At 42.4% G+C, this 18,392-nt stretch carries 12 protein-coding genes and 3 pseudogenes; 10 read left to right on the top strand and 5 right to left on the bottom strand.

Annotated elements, in window-relative coordinates:
- Window positions 1-105: pseudogene (locus V7K36_RS26155) on the top strand (IS5/IS1182 family transposase); the annotation flags it as partial.
- 6 nt (window positions 106-111) lie between these two features.
- Here V7K36_RS26155 and V7K36_RS26150 read toward each other — a convergent pair.
- On the bottom strand, window positions 112-771 hold the full coding sequence (locus V7K36_RS26150) for an AAA family ATPase (protein ID WP_335120602.1): 660 nt from the start codon (window positions 769-771) through the stop codon (window positions 112-114).
- Window positions 772-933: 162 nt separating this feature from the next.
- Here V7K36_RS26150 and V7K36_RS26145 point away from each other — a divergent pair, with 162 nt between their 5' ends.
- The 4 genes from V7K36_RS26145 (at window position 934) to V7K36_RS26130 (ending at window position 6,579) form a co-directional block, all read left to right on the top strand.
- Entirely contained in the window at window positions 934-1,986 is a 1,053-nt protein-coding gene (locus V7K36_RS26145) for an ABC transporter permease (RefSeq protein WP_335120601.1), read from the top strand.
- A gap of 84 nt (window positions 1,987-2,070) precedes the next feature.
- Window positions 2,071-3,003, top strand: coding sequence for an ABC transporter permease (locus V7K36_RS26140; protein WP_335120600.1), 933 nt, complete (start codon window positions 2,071-2,073; stop codon window positions 3,001-3,003).
- An 88-nt stretch (window positions 3,004-3,091) separates the two neighbouring features.
- A complete protein-coding gene (locus tag V7K36_RS26135) occupies window positions 3,092-4,930 on the top strand; it encodes a protein kinase domain-containing protein (protein WP_335120599.1) in 1,839 nt (612 codons plus the stop codon).
- Window positions 4,931-5,547: 617 nt separating this feature from the next.
- On the top strand, window positions 5,548-6,579 hold the full coding sequence (locus V7K36_RS26130; protein ID WP_335120598.1) for a VOC family protein: 1,032 nt from the start codon (window positions 5,548-5,550) through the stop codon (window positions 6,577-6,579).
- Window positions 6,580-6,865: 286 nt separating this feature from the next.
- On the opposite strand, the gene V7K36_RS26125 is transcribed toward V7K36_RS26130, so the two are convergent.
- From V7K36_RS26125 to V7K36_RS26110, 3 genes are all read right to left on the bottom strand, one after another.
- Window positions 6,866-7,120: a DUF7219 family protein gene (locus V7K36_RS26125; RefSeq protein ID WP_335120597.1), complete on the bottom strand. Its 255-nt coding sequence runs from the start codon at window positions 7,118-7,120 to the stop codon at window positions 6,866-6,868.
- A gap of 664 nt (window positions 7,121-7,784) precedes the next feature.
- Window positions 7,785-8,243, bottom strand: coding sequence for a hypothetical protein (locus tag V7K36_RS26115; RefSeq protein WP_335120596.1), 459 nt, complete (start codon window positions 8,241-8,243; stop codon window positions 7,785-7,787).
- 871 nt (window positions 8,244-9,114) lie between these two features.
- A complete protein-coding gene (locus V7K36_RS26110) occupies window positions 9,115-10,431 on the bottom strand; it encodes an efflux RND transporter periplasmic adaptor subunit (protein ID WP_335120595.1) in 1,317 nt (438 codons plus the stop codon).
- A 997-nt stretch (window positions 10,432-11,428) separates the two neighbouring features.
- Between V7K36_RS26110 and V7K36_RS26105 the strand changes: the two genes are divergently transcribed.
- Complete coding sequence (locus V7K36_RS26105; RefSeq protein ID WP_335120594.1) at window positions 11,429-12,094, top strand: PEP-CTERM sorting domain-containing protein; 666 nt, start codon at window positions 11,429-11,431, stop codon at window positions 12,092-12,094.
- 322 nt (window positions 12,095-12,416) lie between these two features.
- On the opposite strand, the pseudogene V7K36_RS26100 reads toward V7K36_RS26105, so the two are convergent.
- Window positions 12,417-12,828, bottom strand: a pseudogene (locus V7K36_RS26100) (tetratricopeptide repeat protein); the annotation flags it as partial.
- Window positions 12,829-13,138: 310 nt separating this feature from the next.
- On the opposite strand from V7K36_RS26100, the pseudogene V7K36_RS26095 reads away from it, so the two are divergent.
- From V7K36_RS26095 to V7K36_RS26080, 4 genes and pseudogenes are all read left to right on the top strand, one after another.
- Window positions 13,139-13,507, top strand: a pseudogene (locus tag V7K36_RS26095) (choice-of-anchor L domain-containing protein); the annotation flags it as partial.
- A gap of 373 nt (window positions 13,508-13,880) precedes the next feature.
- The gene (atpD, locus tag V7K36_RS26090; protein ID WP_334829342.1) at window positions 13,881-15,329 is read left to right on the top strand and encodes a F0F1 ATP synthase subunit beta; all 1,449 of its coding nucleotides are present in this window, start codon (window positions 13,881-13,883) and stop codon (window positions 15,327-15,329) included.
- Window positions 15,330-15,467: 138 nt separating this feature from the next.
- Window positions 15,468-15,881 (top strand): ATP synthase F1 subunit epsilon, encoded by a 414-nt coding sequence (gene atpC / locus V7K36_RS26085; RefSeq protein ID WP_335120593.1) that lies wholly within the window; start codon window positions 15,468-15,470, stop codon window positions 15,879-15,881.
- Between the two features lie 166 nt (window positions 15,882-16,047).
- Window positions 16,048-18,177: an SPFH domain-containing protein gene (locus tag V7K36_RS26080; RefSeq protein ID WP_335120592.1), complete on the top strand. Its 2,130-nt coding sequence runs from the start codon at window positions 16,048-16,050 to the stop codon at window positions 18,175-18,177.
- Window positions 18,178-18,392 lie beyond the last annotated feature (215 nt).

The raw sequence follows: 18,392 nt of genomic DNA, 5'->3' as shown, positions 1-18,392 counted from the left end.
AAAATCTTTAAAATTTTGTCTGATAGATATCGCAATCGTCACCGACGTTTTGGCTTAAGATCAAATTTAATTGCGGGAATTTATAATCACGAATTAGCCTTATAAATTAGATTAAAAAAATCTACGAAACACAGAAATTCTTGGGTGTTGCTTGAGTGAACCTAAAGTTGCAATTCCCCGTTTTCGCTTATCGTCAAGTTCAACTACTTCAGTTTCTTTACTTTCTTCTTCCGCTTCACCTTTCTGTATTTTTTCTATGAATTGTGACAAATCAAAATCCCCTTCCTCTTCTTCAAATTGTTTACCTTCTTGTTCACCTTTCCATGCTATTCCTCTACCTTCATTGAGAATTAAAAAATAAAATGGTTGTCCTCTGCTTTGTCCTTTTCTTCGTTGTCTGAGTCTTTCCCTCTTTACATAAGGTCTTCCAGAGGAGTCAATATCTATTGCCAGCTCATAGGTAATTGGTCGGGCATTATGATCTTCTTTATAATAGATATCAAACTCAATATTTCCCTCTTGTCCTTGGGAACGAATTCTCTCAAAGCCACCACGACCACGAGAATCACACGCTTCCTCTACTCCATTTTTCAAGCAGTCTGCAAGAAAACTAAAAGTGTCGAAAATCGTACTTTTTCCCACACCATTCTTACCAATGACGGCTGTTATTGGTGTTAATGGTCTGGCATTCTGCGTGTTCCATAGCTTGCCCAAGGTGACATCATGAAGAACTCTATAATTTCTTACCCTAAAGCCTTCTACTTTAGACATTTAAGCCCTCTGCTCAACTAAGATTAATCCTATCAGTTCCTACACCGAAAGTTTAAGGCTAAGGACGTTAAATAACTTCTAAATCGATATGCAGCATGAGAACAAAATTTCCAGGGTATTGTCTTACTAAAAGCCGACTTACGGGGTGGCAATCATTGCATCATGATCACAAATAAACGTTTTCAACTTCTACTACCAATCCTATCACCGCTAATTGCGATCGCCTCTGCTTTCATCGTCGGTGTCATCCTCATATTACTTGCTGGGGCAAATCCCATCACTGCCTACACAGCTTTATTTCAAGAATCCCTAACTACTTACTTTGGGTTTGGCAACACCCTCACCAAAATGACACCCTTATTATTCACCAGTTTAGGGGTATTAGTAGCATTACGGGCTGATCAATTTAATATCGGTGGTGAAGGACAAATTTACCTTGGTGCGTTGGGTAGTACTTTAATCGGGTTATATGTGCAAGGAATACCTGCTGTTATACACATTCCCTTAGCACTTGTCGCTGGGTTTGGGTTTGGTGCGGTTTGGGGTTGGATACCCGGTTATCTCAAAGCTGTGCGGGGAATCAATGAAGTTATCACTACTTTATTACTGAACTACATTGCAGTGAATTTAGTTAGCTATTTGGTGCAAAACCCCCTAAAAGCACCAGGCGCACCTAGTCCTTATTCGCCATTAATTGCTAAAGAAGCACAGTTACCGATTATCTTACCCCAAAGTCTTGCCCATGCTGGCATAATACTTGCGTTAATGGCCGCTGGAGTATTGTGGGTGTTATTGGTGCGATCGCCTCTAGGATACCAAATCGCCGCCGTTGGTTTTAACCCCACAGCAGCCCATTATGCAGGGATTTCGGTAAAAAATACGATCATTCTAGTGATGGCGTTAGCAGGTGGTTTAGCCGGGTTGGCAGGTGCATCTGAGGTGATGGGGTTGAAGTACCGCTTATTTGAACAAGTGTCCCCTGGTTATGGGTTTGATGCGATTGCGATCGCTTTTTTAAGTCGCGGTAATATTAGCGGTGTAGTGTTGACAACTCTATTTTTTGCCGCCTTGCGTAGTGGTGCGAATGTCATGCAACGTAGTGCTGGTGTACCTGTGACTGTAGTTTATGCAATTCAAGGATTAACTGTGTTATTCATTGCCATTAGTCTGGCAGTAGAAAGACGCTTAAAAGTAATGCAAACACCAAATTCCTAATGGTTGAAAAATTTTACTCATGTTTACCACGACCAAGGAATCAAAAAGCAACAGTTAAGAGGAAATAACTAATAACAACTAACAATGACTATTGACTATTCTGATTATTTTATTGCTAGTGTGCATTTAGCCGTCCCCCTAGCATTTGCTGCCCTTGGTGGAATGTACTCAGAACGGTCGGGGGTGCTAAATATTGCCCTAGAAGGGATGTTACTAACTGGAGCTTTTACCAGTGCAGCCGCTACCTTTTATACTGGCAACCCTTGGCTTGGTGTTCTCTGTGCGTTGATCGCTGGGGGATTAGTCGGTTTACTCCATGCTTTTTTATGTGTAACTTTATATGTTAATCAGTTAGTATCAGGGTTAGCGATTAATCTGGTCGCTACGGGATTAACATCGTTTTTAGCGCGGTTAGTATTTAATGGCAGCAGTAGTCAAAGATTACCAGGAATTGAGCCTATGGTCATTCCTGGTCTGGCGAATATACCTATACTTGGAGCTATGTTGTTCCGGCATGATGTTTTTGTATATTTACTGATAACTCTAGTTGCTTTCAGTATCTATTTTTTATTTCGTACTAGCTTTGGGCTGACTTTGCGGGCGGTGGGGGAATATCCCGAAGCTACTGCAACGGCTGGGGTGTCAGTATCAAAGGTGCGATATTCGGCTGTAGTACTTAGTGGCTGTCTTGTCAGTTTAGGAGGGGCTGATCTCACCTTGGTACAAATCAAATTTTTTACAGAAGGGATGAGTGCAGGTAAAGGATTTATTGCGATCGCAGCCTTAATTTTTGGTAGGTGGCATCCTTTAGGTACTACTCTGGCTTGTTTTTTATTTGGCGCTACGGAAGCTTTACAGTTACGAATTCAAGCTTTTGGTGCAAATATTCCTTATCAGTTTTTAGCAATGCTACCATATCTAGTAGCTTTATTTGCATTACTGGGATTAAGTGGTAAATCTATACCCCCTCATGGGTTAAGTGTTCCTTACTCGCCAGAAAATCGCCAAGACAATTAAAATTTGGAAAGGGAGATGTCTGACGACAAGCCTGGATAAAACAGGAAGTCTCCGACTTCGTACTGGGTGTCTACGCTTGAAATTTTTCATGACAATAACCCTGCTGAACAATCGCTATCAAGTTATTCAGGTAATCGGTGCTGGTGGGTTTGGCGAAACCTTTCTAGCAGAAGATGTCCATATGCCTTCTCGCCGTCGCTGTGTGATCAAGCAACTCAAACCGATAACCAATAATGACCCGCAAACCTACCAACTTATCCAACAACGGTTTGAACGGGAAGCCGCAACCTTGGAGTATTTGGGTGAAAGTAGTCACCAAATTCCTAAACTCTACGCCTACTTTTCTGAGAACGGGCAGTTTTACCTCGTCCAAGAATGGATTCACGGCCAAACCCTGACAAAAATTGTCGAAGCCAAAGGATTTGAGAGTGAAACTGCTGTTTGGCAAATTCTCTTGAGTCTGCTTTCAGTCTTAGATTATGTCCACAGTAAAGGCATTATTCACCGGGATATCAAGCCAGATAACATCATTCTCCGTTCTGTTGATGGCCAGCCCGTTTTGATTGATTTTGGTGCAGTCAAAGAAACAATTCGTTCAGTGGTGAATTCTCCAGGACATCCGACGCGATCGGTCGTCATTGGTACGCCTGGATATATGCCTAGCGAACAAGCCGTTGGCCGCCCAGTTTACGCCACTGATATCTACAGCTTAGGTTTAACGGCGATTTATCTGCTGACTGGCAAATACCCGCAAGAACTACTAACTGATCTGAAAACTGGGGAAATACTTTGGCAGCAGCACGCCCCTAACGTCTCTTCCCAATTTGCGGCGGTACTCAATCAAGCAATTAAGCCTCAAGCTGGCGATCGCTACAGCACTGCTAATAAAATGCTATATGCCTTGCAGTCTACTAGCCATATTCCCCCAAAATCTACTGAAACTAATTCCACAAGCTTGTCTCCCACTACAATATCGACTCGACAAACCCAGCCATTATATTCCCCGCAAAATAATTCGGCGATCGCCCCGTCTTCCTCTAGGGGAAACTGGCAAAAACCTGTTGTGATTGTTGGTAGTTTGGTAGTAGGCGGCTTAGTTGGTGCGATCGCAATTTCTAGCATCACTCGTCAGCAACAACCAGAAACAACTATTGCCACAAGTCCCACCCCATCACCTGAATCTTTGCCTCCCACTTCTGCATCTCCCGAACCGCCTGTTTCTTCCCAAACTTCTCCAGTTCTAGTTGTACCGACCTCACGACCACAACAGCCAGTAATTCCCGATCCTTTGCCAACCTCTAAGCCCCCAGTTGTATCCACACCACAACCAGAAAAAGAACCTGTAATTTCAGATACTCCAGCACCAGTATCCACACCACAACCAGAACCCGAGAATCAGACGATGCCTGCGTTGGTAAATCCCACACCAGAAACGCGTTCCAGACCACACAACAAACCGCGCAGTAAATTAGCTGCCACTACCGGCAGAGAAAGCGTTCCGGCATTCCCTACAGGTACACCAAGAAACATCGTCGAAGCTACCCTCGGCAAACGAAGTAAAGATTTAAAAGGCGCGTGGGGCAATACTCGTGCTGTAGTTTACAAACTAGTACCAGACAAAATTGACCTTGGCTACTTATTTGATCGTAATTCTAAAGTGCTGCGTCAAACTGAGGTATCTTTTGCCCAATCCGTAGATCCGCAAGTAATGGAGACTACCTTGAATGGATTGTTAGATGGGCAAGCTACTGAAGAAATTAAGCAGGGACTCAAACAGGTACAACAGCGCCATTGGGATAATTTTAGTTTTAAGAATGGCTCAGTCAAGGGTCAGATTATCCGCCAAAAATGTGATTTTATTTACATCAGCATTTGGGATGTAGATTTACATGATTTTGTGAGTCCATCGACAGCCAAAAGGTGTTAATTTCCTAGTAAACATTGTTCTCAAAAGTTAGATTGTGAACTACTCCTAGTTGCCTGCGGCTGAACTAGGAGCTTCTATACTCATAGGGGAGTGCCTAAACTTAGACTTTCGCCCAAGATTAGGACTTATCTCCCCTCCTACAGCAGAGACGGCTGAACCTTCCGCCTATTATTTCTCGTTGCACTCTCCGCTCGAAATAAATATTTAAGATTTGGGATAAATAAATTTAGGGGCTTGATATCATGTCCGGGTAATTAGTTGTGATTCCCATAGTCATTGCACCCCACCCCCACCCCTCAATCCCCCACCCCGCCGGCGGGGTGGGGTTCTTCGGGTTTAATAAGCAATCAAGCGGACATGACATGAGACCCCTTTTGGCAGGGGAATTCCAGAATCTTTCTCCCCTGCCTCTTCGGTCATCCATCTGGAATTTGTTTTTGCATAAGCAAAAAATCAATTCCAGATGTAATCCTCATCACCCGCTCACAATCCCCATCTTAAGAGTACCTTGAAGATGGGGACTTACGCGATACGTTAAAAATAAATTTAGTTGCTACGCAGCTTACTTGTTCGCTACTCCATAGATAGATTGGAAACGAGGAAACTCAACACTCATTATGACTCAAGAACAACAAATCGCAATTGAAGGGATTTATGAAGCTTGTATCGGCATCCCAGAGCCAATTTCTGCAATTCAGTATTGGGAGCAATTTGGCTATCGCATTGGTGAAGTGGGCGAATTAACCGCAGATGTCGCCCATCAATTATATGGGGTGAATTCATCTTTACGCTCAATCCGCCTCTATCACCAAAATGCAGATCATGGTTTGATTCGGCTGATGGTTTGGCAAAACCCCACCCATGAAGGTTTGGGAATTGCGTCCATGAAAATTAAGGGAAATCGCTGGGCAACAAGCTTAACGGCGGATGTTTTAAATATTTTAAATCATATAGAGGATGCAAAAGCCGCAGGTTTGCCTATTAGGCACTCTAACCCTTATTGGGAAATCATCTACAACAAAGAGAGAAAAAGCCGTCCTTTTATTGAGCCAGCCGTTGGTGTGCGAGAAATGCTGCTACTCCAACCCTTAGCTCGACAGGTTTTATTTCAACGGTTTGGCTATACACTACCGCATTACGGACAAGTTAACCATAATGCTGCTCTCAAGGCTAGTCAGTTTACCCATCTGGGGATCATCGTTCAAGATGACAGCAAAGAAACCCTGAAGTTTTATGAAGAAGTTTTGGGTTTGCTGCGTGTGCGTGATGATGTCGAAACTAGCTATGAATCTTCGCCAGCAGGTCGAGATATTTTTGACCTTAACCCTGGTGAAAAGTTTATTGTCACTACCTTTGATGATCCCCGTTCTTCTAAGTCTGACTTGATGGCTGCGCGCAGTGGTAGGCTTTATATCATTCGATTCCCAGAAGATATTAATTTACAATCGCGCTTTGAGGCAGCCCAACCAGGTAGCTTAGGTATGTCTTTATATACCTATCGGGTTAAGGGAATACAGGAGTATTGCGATCGCATCAAGGCAAGTACTGTACAAAAAGTTACAGACATCATTCCTAATGAATTTGGCGAGACGAGTTTTTCTTTTGTTGCGCCAGATGGCTACTTCTGGACTTTGCTAGAAGGTTTTTAACCGTCCTTTTTACGTTAACTTGACTAGATACACCAAAATGAATGCGTAATCTACCGAAATGAGTAAGCAATCAAGCATTTTGAGAAAGCAATATGCCTTTTTACTTGCTGAATCACCGAAATGAGGAAGCAAACAGGCATTTTGAGAAAGCAATATGCCTTTTTGCTTACTAAATCTACTGAAATCAAAAAGTAATATGTCTTTTTGCTGATTGAACTCGACTTAATCAAATGCGCTTCAGAGCAGTGGTGAAACTCCTAAATAAGTTACACATAGCATTAAAAGTTTAAACTTCTTTATTTACACCAATATCCAGTTCGTTTTTACTATGTTTTAACTGTTTCCAAAGCGCCCTAATATGCTGGTAAGCTTCTTCCTGAGACAGTTTTCCAGCCGTTTCTAGACAAGTAATGTAAGTAATTTTTTGGGCAAATTCTTGGAGATTGGCATTAAACACTAAGTTCTCTGGCTGGAATTTCCCATAATATCGACTACGAGGGTAAAGAAAGCTGTTTTTATCTTGTGAGTTAGGCTGTGTCATGAGTTTGCTCTGCGTAATTTTTTATTAAGAGTTATAGACCTGATTTTACCTAACTGTAAATATATGCCAGTAAATTAAAAAGCGGTATTACTTGCGTTGATCACATAAGTGCAAAAGCACATTATAAAGGGGAGGAACGCTTGCCAACTCTTTCAGAAGACATAGAAAAGTTAGTTTACTTCCCTAGTCAAACTGATCCGAATTTTAAAAGTGTAATATTATATACATAATTAAGTGCTGCTGAAGTGAGGTCATTTCCAATTCGCAATTAACACCCCACGCATGAATGCGGGGGCTTAAATATTGATACTACGTGTGCAAGTTTTTTTTCATAATTGAAATTAGTTGCTCTGTATCCGCAATGTTTCAATTTCCAATTTTGTCCGCAATTGCGAATTGCGAATTGTTCGGTCAATTCAACTGTCAGGCTACCAGTCGGAGAAACAGCCTCTCTTACGTGATTAATTTGGAAAAAGTACCGACCTGCACGATATGACCCGTTTCCATTACATAGATGCGGTCGGCATTGCAGATTTTACTTAGGCGATGGGCAATTACGATGCGATGCACCAGTGATAATTGCAACTTCTCCTGTTAAAGATGCCATAGAGTAATCTAGTTTTATTTTGGTTCACCAAAGTGATTATCTACCGTTAAAGTACTGTTATTGTAAGAAGGGATTTTCTCGATTTACCCCGAATTGAAGATTTCCTGGACTTATCGGTAATTCAGCCGGACATATTGACTGAGATAAGAGTGTTCCATTAAATGTAAAAGTAGTATTATTGGAATTCATAGCAGTACCATTTATCACAGAGTCTCCTTGTTCTACTACACCATTAAGTGCGATACTTACTACTGGTGAAGGTGGTTTTGTGACTGCTTGCCAACTTGTCTGATCGTTACTAACGTTATAAGTAGCGTCTTGCCCAAGAAAGTGTAGGATACCGTTGATGTTAAATTGAAAACAAGCAGTAAAAGGATCTCCCCGACTAGAACTAACATTGACACTGTAGCTTTTGCCCTGCACTCCAGCTTGTACTGGCGCAGCAAACAATATTATCTGTCCAAGTAGACAAGTTAAAACTAAACCACATTTAGATTGGATGATTTGCACTGACATAATTGTTTATCTCCGTTATGTAATCAAGTAATTGCTTACCTTTAGCCGTTGGTGACAGGTTAAGTCCATTAACTATTTGTCAATAAGTAATGACGCTTAAAATTTAGTCAAAAGCGAGGTTGGAAACACAAATTTTCAGCCTGCGATGCCGTTCGCATATCGTCTGGTAGAGAAAGCGTTGCTACCTCTACGCATCCGTCATATTTAAAATCATCGTTTATTCTTATCCTTAAACCTTAGTATAAAGCTTAATTAGATAGATACTCGATAGTATGGATAATTTACAGCATAATCACTATTGACAAAACGAATTATATCTTAAACTGTCACGAATACTCTCTTTTTAGGAGAGAGGTCAGAGTGTATTCTATCCAAAGGCGAAGTGCTATAGCTAACACTCTTCTTTGGGTATTGGTAGGAGACAATCTTGAGGACTGCTCTCCACTCTCCTTAATTAGCGTGAGTTCGATGAACCTCTCCCTGTCTTGAACTAAAGTTCAAGTCTGTCCCTCTCCGACTCGGAGAGGGACGGTTTTGCGTAGTAAAATCTCTTAAAAGTCTTTTTATCGAAAAGTTGGGTTTAAAACCCCGTGCTTCTAGCACGGCTTTATATTTACCAGCATTGCATTTGCCACGAATATGTTAAGATACTAACTAATTAGTACCGATGGACAGTCGGGAATCCAAAACGCCTATGCAGACGGTTTGCTTTTGTACTGAGATATATCAGTCTGGGCCAAAGTCGAAAACCCGTAAGGGAGCAACTAAGAAATCTTTGAAGTGATTCTAGAAGCTCCGCATCCTGGTGGTCGGAGTCATGTCACTCAGCTAATTAAGTGGACAGTATATAAGCCGTCGAACTCACGTTTAATTAAGATTCTGGAACGATCGCAACACCATCCCTGAGATTGAGCAATCCTGAGATAATAACTTTATCTTCTGGCTGTAATCCTTCAATAACTTGGTAATTATTACCTTTGATCTCGCCTAGCTTCACTCGCTTTTGCCGAGCTACTTGTTGGGATACACCTTGGGGAGATTTTTCAGTTTCAACTACATAAACAAAAGTGTCCCCAGCTATACGAGTCATTGCTGTTGTGGGGATTAAAACTCCAGGGCGCTGATTCCAGAACACTCTAGCCCTTACCAATTGATTTGCATGTAGCTGACCGTTAGGGTTGTTAAAAAGAGCTTTGATCAGTATCCCTTGTGTTTCATTGCTGACGTTAGGTGCAATGAAAAATACCCTACTTCTACCAAGCTTCTGGCCTTGTGTGCTCATGACCTCTACTGGCATTCCCTTACGCAATTGGGGACTTTGCTGTAGTGGTACAGAGATATTGACTTCTAAAGGTCGATTTTGCGTAATATTAACTAATTGTGTGGAAGTATTAACTAAATCACCAACTTTCACGGAGATGTCGCCAACCGTGCCACTAAAGGGAGCGATAATTTTGTCGTACTGAAGTTGGACTTGTGGTTTTTCAGTATTTACATTACCTTGCTGCAAAGCTTTTTCAGCTTGCAATATGGTGGCTCGTTGTGCTTGAATTCTGGAATCAATTGCATCAAGACTAGTCTTAGCAGTGGCAAGCCTATCAGCATACTGATTGCGAGTCTGTCGAGATATGGCTCCTTCCTCAGCTAGGATGACATACTTTTCGTAGTTCTGCTGGTATAGCTGCACATTAGTAACATAGGATGGTCGTTCTGCTTCCAAAGATTTGAGTGCAGCGCGGGCACTTTCCAGTTGCACTAAAAATGCTTGAGGCATAGGATTGCTAAGAGCGATCGCTGCTTGTGACGTAAAATCTACTTGGAGAATTGTCGCTCCTGCTGCGACTAAATCTCCCGATTTGACAAATATTTGGGTAACTCGGCCTTGAATCCTCGGCTGGAGCGTGACTGAGCGCTGGGACTTTAGGCTAGCAATAAAATCTGAACTTTCCTCAATTATGCCGCTTTGTACTGTCGATATTTTGACTCTTACCCCTAAAGGTTGAGCGTTAGCGGTTGAAGGTGCTGAATTTTGCGGAGTCAGCAAACGCCAAACTAGAAATGCTCCGCCCCCTAACAATAGTAGTGCAGCTAAAAACAGCCAAAGCCACCGCCGTTTTCCAGAAGGTGGCTCAAATGAGGTTTGTGGAGGTTTGTCTCCAAAATCAGTTTGAGGCTCAGGGGATGTCATGGCTTATGAGGAACTTAAGGAACAAATTAATTAGAATTCAATTAAAACTTCATCTGTTGAGATTTAAATTACTGATTTGGCATGAGGTTTTGTGGCAAATTATGTGTTACTCCATCCAAATATACAGTTTTGATGATTCTATCTAAATCTACCGAAAGGTGAATCCCTAATTTTCCATCTAGTTATCATGGACAAGGTTTGGTGATGCTGTCCTACCCATGATTCCATCGCACAAAGTCAGCGATCTGTCTGAGTTAATATAAACGGATCTAACTTTAGTAGCAAATTTTCTGCGTGCCTCTGCGCTCCTACCTTGTGGGAGGGCAAAGCGCCTATGCGCTTAAATTTCAACCCTCAATTGCCACGATTTTACGCATTTGAATGAAATAAGTACGGTACTGAGTCGGAGCCTCAATGAATGCATTCCCAGACTCCGCCTGGGAACGAGTCAAGCTTCATCAAACTAGGTTTTTTGGACTTGTGTGTACACCGTAGCCTTACCAAGGAGAGAGACAGGTTTTGCGTAGTAAAACTAGGGTGAGGTTTCTTTGGACTATTCGATAAACTTAATTTTACAAAGTTTTAGTCAATTATTCACTTGATATTGCGTATATAAGTCGCCTTACATCTAGGTTTTGGCTGCTATTTAATCTAATTTGGAATGTATTTCTTATGTGAATACACGCAAATATTCTCGACACTAAATAAATTTGCTAGTAATCTAAGTGAATAAGAAAATGAGGAAAACACTGATAATAACCTCCTTAAATAACTAGAAGACAAAAGCTAAGTTCAAAATTCTAGTCATTTTAACTAGCGCTTATATCTGCGCTCGTAGCGAAAGGCTAAACCCTTACTGATTACAGGGGGAGTTTATACCTAATTTTGCTGCAAAATTTGAATGCAATCACAGTTGAGTTTATCAGTATTAATCGACAGTGATTAATTGTCGTTTGGAAGAATACACACCTTTAGAATTTTTGAAGAAAGTATAATCATGAATAAATCAATTGTTTTCCAAAACTTAAATAAAATCGGTATAGCATTAATAGCCTTGACAGCAATCGGATTCGCTACTACAAATTCTGCTAGCGCAGCATCAGTTACAACCCTCTTACAGGATAGTTTTGAGCAAGAAAATAGCACTGCTTTAAATTACGATCATTTTGCCAACTGGAATGTTGTAAACGGAAGTGTTGACTTGATTGGAAGTGTTGGTTTTTATGATTTCCTTCCTGCTAACGGACTATATGTGGATCTGGATGGATCAACAGGTAAAGCTGGTACAATGACATCTAAAACAACATTTAACTTTCAAGCAGGAAACATAGTTAACCTCAGCTTCCAGCTTGCTGGGAACCAACGAGATAATGTGACTGATTCTGTCACCGTATCTCTGGGTAATTTGTTTAGCGAAACATTCTCACTACTCGGATCTCAAGCGTTTACAAACTTTACCCGAAGTTTTACCGTTGCCAATGTAACAAGTGCCACATTAGATTTCAAGGGGATTGGCACAGATAATGTTGGATTGCTGCTTGACAATGTGACGTTGACTAAATCAGTTCCTGAACCTGGTTCAATTATGGGTATCTTAGGTTTAGGTGCTTTTGGCGTTACCTCTCTTTGCAAGCGTAAACAACAAGCCGCAGTTAAGGCATAAGCATCAATTTTTATTTAAGCCGTTTAATTTAACTAATGGGATTTAGGTAAAAAACACCTAGAAAAAAGTTTCAAATCCATATATAGATAGACTTTGACATCGTTTTGCTTGGTTTATTGATATATCTGGGTTTGGGTCATTTTTGAGTACTTGGTGTATTTCCCTTGCCTTGCATGGGTTTGAGGCTTGTTTATCTCTCAAAAATGTTTAAGTCCTGCTTACCACTGCTGTGTCAATGTTGCTGACACAGCTTTTTTGATTTTGATACTTAAGTTGCAATCAAAGCTATTGTATCTTTCTCACCCTGTCCCTTTTACTTGATTCAACCATTCTTACCCAACTTAGCAAGTAGCCGTCGAATCATAGATGCATCCTCGGCATCAGGAACTTTTGCTAAATAATTTTCTAAGTCGTCTACGGCTTGGGGGTAGTAACCGAGCTGATATATAGATCAGACCGCGCAATTCTAAAGTTAAATTAGGAATCAGTAACAAAATTCGTTCAACTGCTGCTAGCGTTTTTTCTAACTCTTGTTGTTTGAGGTAAATAAATTTTAAATTTGTCAGCATCCTTGCCAAAAATTGCCGATGACTGACTACAGCTAAAAATTCTGGTTGTAGCGTCACAGGTTGCTAATAAAGTTGAGACAGCCGTCCCTCGCAATCTTGGGCAAATATTATTTCACCACCATTGAAGGCATCGACAAAAATTTCTATATCTGGAATATGTTTTCTTCCAACTAATTCCCGCCGCGTCAAACAAGTCGTAATAGCTTCGTTTCGATTTTGAAATTACATCATATTCAAAATTTATGCATAATTACGTTGATAAACTTACTTTAAAGTAACAACTTAATTTTACAAAGTTTTAGTCAAATATTTACGTAATACTGCGTGTGTTAGCCGCATCACATCTAGGTTGTAGCTGTTATTTAATCTAACTTCAAATATAATTATTATGTGAATATACGCAATAACTATTGCCACTAAATAAATTCCCGAATAATCTAAGTAAATAAGCAAGTGAGGAAAACACTGGTAACAGCCAGTTTCCATTAATAATGTCAACGGTGGCAACCCATTAGGCACTAACGCCCAGAATCCTCAGTTTTTTATCAATAATGATCTATTCAGATAGCGGCCCATTCTTCAATATGATGGTTTCACTAAAGTATTTACTGCTAGCGCCAAAGGGCTGAGTGCTGGAAACCATACCATTAAACTGGTAATTGCAGATGTAGGAGATAGTCTTTATGATTCCGCTGTGTTTATTCAAGGTGGTACTTTCTCTAGTCTACCAACAAAAAGTGTTCCCGAACCTACTACTATATTAGAGATTTTAGCACTCGGTATCTTTGGTGCGACTTCATCCCTAAAGCGCAAACAGCAAAATAACACCGCACCTAAAGCCTAAATTTATCCTGAGGTTATTGTGATATCCGCTGTGTCTGTGATCGTCAGACACAGTATTTTTTTGTGTTGACACGCGTAACGGTGTACAGCCTTTAGGGGAAATTGCCGCTATTTAAGCAGCTTGAACTAGAGCGATCGCAGCTTAAAAATGAGATGAGTGAAAAGCTAGGGTGTTAACTGGATAAAGAAAAAGCATCCACTCGTTTAGGCGAGCTTGTCAGGATGAGGGTTGCAACCGCAGCAGTCAAGCTGCTTTTTAAGGAATTACTAAGGGAGTTATGTCTCCATCCGGTGCTACAGTGAAAGGTGACATTGCTTAATTTTATGTCTTCTCCGACCTTATCTGAAATCTAGCTTCAATCATTAGGCGCAGCATGGTCACAACCGCAGAAAAAACAAACATTGGCTACATTACCCAAATCATTGGCCCAGTTGTAGACGTTAAATTTCCCGGCGGGAAATTGCCACAAATCTTCAACGCTTTGAAAATTATTGGCACCAACGAAGCTGGACAGGAAATCAACCTCACTGTTGAAGTACAGCAACTGCTGGGCGACAATCAGGTGCGGACTGTTGCGATGAGTTCCACCGAAGGCTTAGTGCGTGGTTTGGAAGTCACCGATACAGGCGCTCCCATTAACGTGCCAGTTGGTAAAGCTACTTTGGGTCGAATTTTCAACGTCCTTGGCGAACCTGTGGACAACAGGGGCCCAGTAAATGCTGAAGCAACTTTACCTATCCACCGCTCTGCTCCCAAATTCACCGACCTGGAAACCAAACCTTCGGTGTTTGAGACTGGGATTAAAGTTGTTGACCTTATGACTCCCTATCGACGCGGCGGGAAGATTGGTCTGTTCGGTGGTGCTGGTGTTGGTAAGACCGTGATCATGATGGAGTTGATCAACAACATCGCTACCCAGCACGGCGGAGTATCAGTTTTTGCTGGCGTGGGTGAGCGCACCCGTGAAGGCAATGACCTCTACAACGAAATGATTGAGTCTGGGGTGATCAATAACGAGAGCCTCAATGATTCCAAGATTGCTCTTGTGTATGGTCAAATGAACGAGCCACCCGGAGCGAGAATGCGGGTTGGTCTGTCGGGATTGACAATGGCAGAGTACTTCCGAGACGTGAGCAAGCAGGATGTGCTGCTGTTTATTGACAATATCTTCCGGTTTATACAAGCAGGTTCAGAAGTATCCGCCCTACTGGGTCGGATGCCCTCAGCGGTGGGATATCAGCCCACCTTGGGAACCGACGTAGGTGAACTGCAAGAGCGGATTACCTCAACTACAGAGGGTTCCATTACATCCATTCAGGCAGTGTACGTACCTGCGGATGACTTCACTGACCCCGCACCTGCTACCACCTTCGCCCACTTGGACGGTACAACATTGCTATCTCGTGGTTTGGCAGCTAAGGGAATTTATCCCGCAGTTGACCCCCTTGGTTCAACTTCCACCATGCTCCAGCCCAGCATTGTCGGTGACGAACACTACAATACGGCGCGGGCAGTGCAATCAACTCTGCAACGTTATAAAGAACTCCAAGACATTATCGCCATTCTCGGTCTAGATGAATTATCTGAAGAAGACCGTCTCGTTGTAGCGCGGGCCCGGAAAGTTGAGCGTTTCTTGTCTCAGCCCTTCTTTGTGGCAGAAGTATTTACAGGTTCTCCTGGTAAGTACGTGAAGTTGGAAGATACCATCAAAGGGTTCCAAAAGATCCTGTCTGGTGAGTTGGATGATCTGCCAGAACAGGCTTTCTACTTGGTTGGCGATATTAACGAAGCGATCGCCAAAGCTGCAAAAATGAAAGGTTAGTCATTAGTCATTGGTCATTGGTCATTGGTCATTAGTCATTAGTCATTAGTTCAACTGCTAATGACTAATGGCAATTGCGAAAGACACAAATGACAAACAAGAAATGACAAAGGACAAAGGACAAAGGACAAAAGACAAATGACATTAACCGTTCGTGTAATTTCCCCAGATAAAACAGTATGGGATGCCCCAGCTGAAGAAGTCGTTTTGCCTAGCACTACTGGTCAACTAGGTATTCTAACTGGACATGCACCACTTTTAACCGCCCTGGATACTGGTGTAATGCGAGTCCGTGCCGCTAAAAATCAGAATTGGCAAGCCATCGCTCTTTTGGGTGGCTTTGCCGAAATCGAACAAAATGAAGTGACAATTCTGGTTAACGGCGCTGAACGTGGCGACAAAATTAATCTTGAAGAAGCTCGTGCTGCTTACAACCAAGCAGAAGCGCGTCTGAATCAAGTAACAGGAGACGATCGCCAAGCCCAAATTCAGGCAACCCAAGCCTTCAAACGCGCCCGCGCTCGGTTTCAAGCCGCCGGCGGTTTACTCTAATTGAACTTTCTATTTCAACTTTGTAGGTTGGGCAATGTTCAACCTACAAATCCAACCTACAAAATATTTATTAACTTTTAAAAAAATTACACCAAGTTTAAGAAATCGAGGTCAGCCTTGATGAAGTGTTAACTTAACTAATTAGTTGTCCAAATGGGCACAAGTTATGAAAAGCTTTTCATCTTTGCTTGGTACACGTAAACAAAATAAGGTCGCTCGTTTTGCAGCATCTATCGTAGCAACGCTAGCGATCGCTGCGCCAACGTCTTTGACGAACGCTGGTAGTATTCATTCTGGCAATGCTACTTCAGTAAAAATAACTACTGCAAAAGAAATCACTTCGGCGACTGTCCAGCTAAATCAGGGCAAACCAAATATTGCCCAGTTACAAACTAGCAGGACTCAATATCAAGCTGCTGGAATTGATGCTTTTGTACTGATTCCCATCGTACTTGTGGGCGGTTTAGTCATATTCGTCCCCCTATTCTTTGGCGGATTGGTAGTGATTGGCGAACGTGAAGTTGGCATTGTGGTGAGGAAATTTACCCTTTCTGGGCATGGACTCCCCGCCGGAAGTTTGATTGCCCTCAAGGGGGAGGCTGGCTTACAGGCAGATACTTTAGCTCCTGGTTGGCACTGGGGCTATTGGCCTTGGCAATATTCTGTAAAGAAAGAGTCGGTAATTGTCGTTCCCCAAGGGGAAATCGCTTTGATTGTGGCAGCAGATGGAGCATCTAACCCACCAGAGCGGATTTTGGGTAAAATTGTGACTTGTGACAACTTCCAAGATGCTCGGAAATTCCTTACCCAAGGTGGGGAAAAAGGGCGGCAAATGGGTTTTCTCACGGCTGGTACGTACCGGATGAATACTGCCCTGTTTAAAGTCATCATGGCAGCAAATGCCAGCGCTCATGGCATGACTCCAGAACAGTTGCGGGTGTATAGTCTGGCAGCTGACAAAGTTGGCATCGTCACCACCTTAGATGGTGTACCAATTTCTGCTGGTGAACTCGCAGGCCCGATAATTGACGAACACAATAACTTCCAAAATGGTCAGAAATTTATTGATGGTGGTGGACGGCGAGGCTTACAAGAGCAGACCTTGCTTTCTGGTTCTTGGAACTTGAATCCTTGGTTTGTTCAAGTTGAGCAAGTGCCGATGACGGAAATTCCCATTGGGTATGTGGGTGTGGTGATTTCTTTCGTGGGTAAGGCGCATCAAGATGTCAGTGGTGCAGCTTTCACCCACGGTAACTTGGTTAATCAGGGACATAAGGGTGTGTGGGTCGAACCGCTATATCCTGGAAAGCACCCGATTAATTCCCGGATTATGAAGATGGAACTGGTGCCAACGACCAACATTGTTTTAAACTGGTCAGGTCGTACTGAACGCCACAGCTATGATGCTCAACTAGCTTCCTTGACAGTGCGATCACGTGATGGGTTTGCCTTTGATTTGGAAGTAGCACAAATTATCCATGTGGGTGCTTTAGATGCTCCGAAGGTAATTTCTCGCGTTGGTGCAATGCAAAATCTGGTAGACCATGTATTAGAACCGACTATTGGTAATTATTTCCGCAACTCAGCCCAAAACTGTACTGTACTAGACTTTCTGACTGCTCGGAGTGAGCGACAAACTGAGGCTGCTGAGTATATTAAAACAGCATTGCGGGCTTATGACGTGCAAGCGATCGACACCCTCATTGGTGATATTCAGCCACCAGCATCACTAATGCAGACACAGACAGACCGGAAAATTGCCGAAGAAGAACGCAAGACTTATGAAGTACAGCAGATGGCGCAAACCCAACGGCAGCAGCTTGTCAGGGAAACGGCACTGGCTAATATCCAGCAAGAAATGGTGAAATCGGAGCAGAGTGTACATATTGCTGACCTAAAAGCCCAAGCCCAAATTAAAGAGGCGAACGGTGAAGCTGAGGGTACAAAACTCCGGGCAATTGCTGAGGCTGAAGGTATTCGGGCTACAGGTAACGCCAAAGCTGAAACATACAGTGCTGGTGTGGAAGCTTTGGGTTCCCAAGGTTATACAGCAATGCAACTAATGCAGATTATCGGCGATCGCAATGTCCGCTTGATTCCAGATGTCTTAGTTAGCGGTAACGGCGGCAATAACGGCTTAGTGGATGGGCTACTATCCTTGATTTTATGGAATCAAACTGGTAAGGGTGAATTGACACCAACACCTTTGCATCCACAACCAGTAGTTACCAAAGCACAACCAACTACCGAAAACAGTCTTCCACCTAGAGTTGTGAATTTTCCGGCAGATAAGTAACATTAGCAATATATGAATCGGCTATAGGAGCGTACATCTGTACAACCGAATCGCCCAAAGAAACCTCAAAGATTGGTTTTGCTACGTAAGACCTGTCCCTCTCCTTACCAAAGAGAGGGATTAAACCTACATTCCGCAGGTTGCTCAACAAAGTAGATAATATTTCTGACAAGCAGAACCAAGAAACTGTAGTATAAACTGTCGTTCATGAGTGA

The organism is Nostoc sp., assembly GCF_036919555.1.
Lineage (GTDB): Bacteria > Cyanobacteriota > Cyanobacteriia > Cyanobacteriales > Nostocaceae > Nostoc.
The sequence above is the reverse complement of the archived record's forward strand: the minus strand, read 5'-3'. Positions and strand labels throughout refer to the sequence as shown.

Bases quoted from the DNA above. Each gene is read 5' to 3' on its own strand.
- V7K36_RS26080 (WP_335120592.1), top strand. From the start codon at position 16,048: ATGAAAAGCTTTTCATCTTTGCTTGGTACACGTAAACAAAATAAGGTC.
- V7K36_RS26115 (WP_335120596.1), bottom strand. From the start codon at position 8,243: ATGTCAGTGCAAATCATCCAATCTAAATGTGGTTTAGTTTTAACTTGT.
- V7K36_RS26130 (WP_335120598.1), top strand. From the start codon at position 5,548: ATGACTCAAGAACAACAAATCGCAATTGAAGGGATTTATGAAGCTTGT.
- atpC (WP_335120593.1), top strand. From the start codon at position 15,468: ATGACATTAACCGTTCGTGTAATTTCCCCAGATAAAACAGTATGGGAT.
- V7K36_RS26125 (WP_335120597.1), bottom strand. From the start codon at position 7,120: ATGACACAGCCTAACTCACAAGATAAAAACAGCTTTCTTTACCCTCGT.
- V7K36_RS26150 (WP_335120602.1), bottom strand. From the start codon at position 771: ATGTCTAAAGTAGAAGGCTTTAGGGTAAGAAATTATAGAGTTCTTCAT.
- atpD (WP_334829342.1), top strand. From the start codon at position 13,881: ATGGTCACAACCGCAGAAAAAACAAACATTGGCTACATTACCCAAATC.
- V7K36_RS26135 (WP_335120599.1), top strand. From the start codon at position 3,092: ATGACAATAACCCTGCTGAACAATCGCTATCAAGTTATTCAGGTAATC.
- V7K36_RS26110 (WP_335120595.1), bottom strand. From the start codon at position 10,431: ATGACATCCCCTGAGCCTCAAACTGATTTTGGAGACAAACCTCCACAA.
- V7K36_RS26145 (WP_335120601.1), top strand. From the start codon at position 934: ATGATCACAAATAAACGTTTTCAACTTCTACTACCAATCCTATCACCG.
- V7K36_RS26140 (WP_335120600.1), top strand. From the start codon at position 2,071: ATGACTATTGACTATTCTGATTATTTTATTGCTAGTGTGCATTTAGCC.
- V7K36_RS26105 (WP_335120594.1), top strand. From the start codon at position 11,429: ATGAATAAATCAATTGTTTTCCAAAACTTAAATAAAATCGGTATAGCA.